The organism is Actinomycetota bacterium (assembly GCA_018830725.1).
In the GTDB taxonomy this organism is placed as follows: Bacteria; Actinomycetota; Humimicrobiia; order JAHJRV01; family JAHJRV01; genus JAHJRV01.
Window position 1 is genome coordinate 1 of record JAHJRV010000161.1, and the last position, 5,006, is coordinate 5,006.

Consider the following 5,006-nt stretch of genomic DNA (forward strand, 5'->3'; position numbering starts at 1 on the left):
AGACAGTACTTTGGAAAAAAATTCCAGAAGATTGTTTCTACCATATGTGGTGCGTTTCTTTTATTTTTTGGTGGAAAATTTATTTATGATTCTATAAAAATGTTTTTTATATAGTGAAAAGTTATTAAAAATTCCCCAGTTAGTGGTAAGAAAAAACAATAAACACAAAAATACTTTAAATATGGATATTGGTAATATGTTATCAAAAATGTTCTTAGTAAATTGACAATTACCTGATGATACAGTAAGTTTTGGCTATGAAAATTCACCCTCTCTATAGCAATAAAAATTTTTGTCATCTTATCTTTTATGGTGTTTAAAAACAATATTTTCATCTACACTTAAAAGAGATAGAATGGCGATTTAACCATCGTAACGAGAATTTAGTTGTACTACTTCGTAAGTTACTAAATCAGAGAATTTAAATTGTCAAAGAACAAAGTTAGTACAATTTTGTTTAGGTATTACCAAACAGGATAATAAAGAGAGATTAAATATTTTAAGGAAAGAAATGGATATAATAACTGCAATTAAAAAGCGTATAAGTACCCGTAGTTATAGTGAAAATATTGTAGATTCAGCCAAAATTGAGCAACTAATTAATTTTGCAAAAAAAACCAAACATTTAACAATTGTACCTCCGCGAATTGAACTGGTAAGTGGTGTTGATAAGACAAATCACATTTTAACTTCAATAATTGGTTCATATGGTCTGGTGAGAAATCCACCTCACTTACTAATTGGAATAACACCTGAAGAAAGTGACATTGCCAGAATTGATCTTGGATATGTGTTGGAACATGTGGTGTTAGAAGCTACAAAGTTAGGGTTAAGTACTTGTTGGATAAGTGGTTCTTATAATCCAAAAATTGCTGAAGATGAAGTGAAGACAAAATCTGGAGAAGCAGTAGAAGCAGTATGTGCTCTTGGTTATCCAGCTGAGGAAATGTTAGAATGTGTTCACAGCAAAATTGTGCGTAGGATAGCTAGTAGTCATCACCGAAAGCCATTAAAGGAAATAGTTTTTTATGAGCATTGGGCTAAACCCTGGTCACAAAGTGAGGAAGACCCAGTGGTAGTGACAATACTTGAACATGCTCGTTTAGCTCCATCGGGTGCAAATCGACAGCCATGGCGTTTCATCATTAAACCAGAGAGCATAGTTCTTGCACTTGTATTAACAAAACCCTTAGAGACTGGTATTGTAAATATGCTATCTCCAATTGTTGGTGTTGTGAAAAGAAATGTACTTGTAAAAGCACAATACATTGATGCCGGAATTGTAATGTCACACTTCACATTAGTATCTGAAGCAATTGGACGAACAGGTCAGTGGGAATTGCGGTTGGGAGATAAAAACTTAGCTAAAGAATGCCAATTACTCAAAGGTATCATTCCAGTGGCAATTTTCAATTATAAATCTTAACAACTTTGTAGAAATTTTTATTAGTAATTCCTTCAGTATTTATTGGTATTTCAGATTTAAAAGAGGGGGGTAAACTAATTATGGAAAAGCAAGGATTTCATAAATGGGCTTGGCTTCTTTCGTGAGCACTGTGGGAATAATTGCTGATTGGGTCAGTGGTTATTATGGCTTTGGCAGCTTAATAGCTTTAATAACCAGTATATGGTTAATTCGGAGGGATAAATAAAATGAATCAAAAAATTAAAACAAAAATCGCAGTTGTTGGTGCAGGAGCAATAGGAAGTGTCTTAGGAGGCTTATTAGCACATGCTGGTGAGGATGTGACTCTTATTTCTCGTAAGGCGCATATTGATGCAATAAATAAAAATGGTTTATTTATGGATGGAGTATTAGGTGAGTTGAAAATTAAAGTCAAAGCCACAGAAAAACTTAACTTCAAACCAGATTTAGTTCTATTACCAGTAAAAACTCAAGATGTTAAAAAAGCTTGTGAAGAAATTAAACCTTATGTTAAAGATATTCCAATAGTGACAATGCAAAATGGTGTTAGAAGTGATGAGATAGCATCTTCAGTTTTTGGGAAAGAGAATATTATCAGTTGTGTTGTTAATTTTGGTGCAATGTTTTTGGAACCTGGAAAGGTTACTTATAGGCGAAAGGGTTTTCTAATTATAGGAGAAGCATTTAGTAAAAATAGAAAACGGGTTAATGAAATTGCATTGATTCTCAATAAAGCTAAATATATTAAAACAGAAATCAGCAATAACATTCATGGAGCACACTGGACTAAGTTGCTTGGAAATCTTATAGTGAACTGTCAGGCTGCGATGACAGGTTTAACTTTAGGGGAGTGCGGAGAATATTCGATATTGAGAAAAATTGTAGTTATGATTCTGAGAGAAGCATTTCAGGTTATAGAAAAAGTAGGTATTAAACTTGAGCCCCTACCTACAGTTAGACCATCTTTATTTAGAACCCTTACTAAATTACCATTACCTCTGTCATCCTTAGTGATAAGAATTTTATCCAGGAGATTTGGAAAAGCCCCTAGTTCTACCCTACAAAGTATTCTACGAGGTAAGCCAACAGAGATAGATTATTTAAATGGTGAGATCGTAGGATTAGGCAAGAAGATGAGCATCCTGACACCATACAATTCCAAGGTTGTAGAATTGGTTTATGAGGTAGAGAAAACCCACAAATTTTACTCACCAGATGATCTGAAAAAAATTTTTAAATGGTGAAAAATGATAAAAAACACTAGTTTAAAAAATATTTTTATATTCATGAGGTAAAGAAAAATGAAGAATAAAACTTTACTTTTTATATTGCTGCTCTTTTAGGTGTAATTGCATTGATATCTGTTGTTCTTTTATTAAAAGAACCAACTTCAAATATTGTCTTAGAATTATCTGATATTATTGGCACACTAAAAGATAAAAGCTTATTAATAATATTACTATTTTATGTACTTTTGTATTTTGCACAATCTTTTTCAAGAAATTACCTACCAAGTTTTTTACAATCTCATGAGATAAGCATAAGTGGAAGCAGATATGTAATGGCACCTATAGCTCTAATGTCTATAATTGGAGCACTTTTAGGTGGGCGCATTTCAGACAGAATGAATTCAAAGGTACAGCACTTGGTGCTTATAATCTCGTTAGGTGAATAGGTTTAGCTATTGGTGCTCAGATTTTTGGAGTCATAATCGAAACAAGCTATACAATAGCATTCTATATTGGAGCTTTAATTACCTGGACGATTCATCACAACAGTGTTCTTCTGGGGGTTACTTTACACTGCTGTGAATTATAGTATAGTGAAGCGAGTGTTCGTGTAAAGAAACATAGAAATAATACAGAAAGTTAAGAGACTAATAAAGAAGTAAGTTTCAGAACTCTCACCCTATATTAGTTTCTAGATGCTATCGCACTTCGATAACAATAGATAAAAAGTTTCAGATTTACACCCTTTGATCGCTTATTGTAAAAAATATAAAACTCGAAAATAATTGCAATGAATAAGAGAGAAGTATAATAAAAAAAGAGAAAAATAATATTGGGAAGTTTGGCAATGACTATAAACACTATATGCGCTCTGTACCAAGAATGAATTTCTTGGTGGGGGTCTTAAGGTTACTACGACACAGAAAGAAAGAATAAAAATGATAGATAAATTGAGAGGGAAACAAATCAATCTGTTGTATTGGAAATTGTGCAGGATTTGGACCAATTTAAATCAGCACTTAATAAACCAGTTGAAATAGAACTTATACAATCAGTAATTACTGGAGCAGAAAAATGCAAATTTTTAATTCATTATTGATTTAAAAGTAGGTGAAGTTTATCATCTAAAATAAATAATAAATTTTAAAACACAAATTGAAAAAATTTTAAATAATTATTATAAATCATAGTGAAATATGAAACTATTTAATCAAAATCAAGTAGTTAATAGATTAGTTTAAAAAGATTTATAATACTTAAATATAATAGATTTATTATGGAAGAGAAATACAGGAAAATAAAAGAAATTGTTGAAAAAGAATTATCATGCTCTGCTCATAATGTGGAACATATAATGAGAGTTTATAATCTATGTTTACATTTAGCAGAAAATGAACCAGATATAGATATAGATATTCTAAAAACAGCTGTCTTACTTCATGATATTGGAAGGGTTAAAGAAGATAATGATGATTCTGGAAGAATTAACCATGCAATTCTTGGTGCCAAAATGGCTGAAAATATTTTAAGAAATTTAGGTTATGAAGAAGATAAAATAGAAAAAATTAAACATTGCATAATGACTCATAGATTCAGAAGTGAAAATGTTCCCAAAACAAAGGAAGCAAAGATTCTCTTTGACGCTGACAAATTGGATGTTCTTGGTTCAATAGGAATTGCAAGGGCTTTTATTATAGCGGGACAATATGGAGAGAAAATCTATTCTGATATTCCCATTGATAAATATACTAAAGATAATATTGTTGGTGAAAGGCAAAATGGTAGAATCAAAGATTTATCCAAACATGCTGTAAATCTTGAGTTTGAAATGAAATTCAAACATATTCCCGAAAAGCTCTATACTAAAAAAGCAAAAGAAATTGCAAAACAAAGATTTAAATTCATGAAACAGTTCTTTAGGAGATTAAAGAGGGAAATTAATGGTGAAATATAATCTTATGCTGTTATAAAATAATTCTTATAAGTTCGGAAGATTAAAAATTATATATCCTAATAAATCTAAGTTTTCATAATTGCAAGGAGTCAAAAATGGATTTTAAAAAAATTAAAGAATTTTGTAAGTCACTCTTAATTATATCATTTACAATTTTACTAATTTTTATAAGTTCTGGGTGTAAGACAAAGGCTGAAGAGGGAGAGGTTTATACTGTTGAAAAAGGTGATATGGAAGTAAAAATATCCACAGATGGAAAAGTAGTACCAAGAGATTATTTAAGAATTTCTTTTAAAAGCATAGGTGAGATTTCATTTATTGCAGAAGAAGGGGATGTATTTAAGAAGGGAGAAGTAATAGCAAAACTTGATGAAAAAGATTTCAAGAATCAATTAGA

At 30.9% G+C, this 5,006-nt stretch carries 5 protein-coding genes; all 5 read left to right on the top strand.

Annotated features, from left to right (window positions below):
- Positions 1 to 511 precede the first annotated feature (511 nt).
- Positions 512 to 1,426, top strand: a complete 915-nt coding sequence (locus tag KKC53_07045) for a nitroreductase family protein (protein MBU2598902.1) — start codon at positions 512 to 514, stop codon at positions 1,424 to 1,426.
- Positions 1,427 to 1,653: 227 nt separating this feature from the next.
- Positions 1,654 to 2,670, top strand: a complete 1,017-nt coding sequence (locus KKC53_07050; protein ID MBU2598903.1) for a 2-dehydropantoate 2-reductase — start codon at positions 1,654 to 1,656, stop codon at positions 2,668 to 2,670.
- A 110-nt stretch (positions 2,671 to 2,780) separates the two neighbouring features.
- Positions 2,781 to 3,101, top strand: coding sequence for a hypothetical protein (locus KKC53_07055; protein ID MBU2598904.1), 321 nt, complete (start codon positions 2,781 to 2,783; stop codon positions 3,099 to 3,101).
- 830 nt (positions 3,102 to 3,931) lie between these two features.
- Positions 3,932 to 4,609, top strand: a complete 678-nt coding sequence (locus KKC53_07060) for an HD domain-containing protein (protein ID MBU2598905.1) — start codon at positions 3,932 to 3,934, stop codon at positions 4,607 to 4,609.
- Between the two features lie 95 nt (positions 4,610 to 4,704).
- A partial coding sequence (locus tag KKC53_07065; GenBank protein ID MBU2598906.1) for a hypothetical protein occupies positions 4,705 to 5,006 on the top strand: 302 nt, incomplete at its 3' end.

Excerpts from the sequence above, each read along its gene's own strand:
- KKC53_07050 (MBU2598903.1), top strand. The coding sequence starts at position 1,654 with ATGAATCAAAAAATTAAAACAAAAATCGCAGTTGTTGGTGCAGGAGCA.
- KKC53_07045 (MBU2598902.1), top strand. The coding sequence starts at position 512 with ATGGATATAATAACTGCAATTAAAAAGCGTATAAGTACCCGTAGTTAT.
- KKC53_07060 (MBU2598905.1), top strand. The coding sequence starts at position 3,932 with ATGGAAGAGAAATACAGGAAAATAAAAGAAATTGTTGAAAAAGAATTA.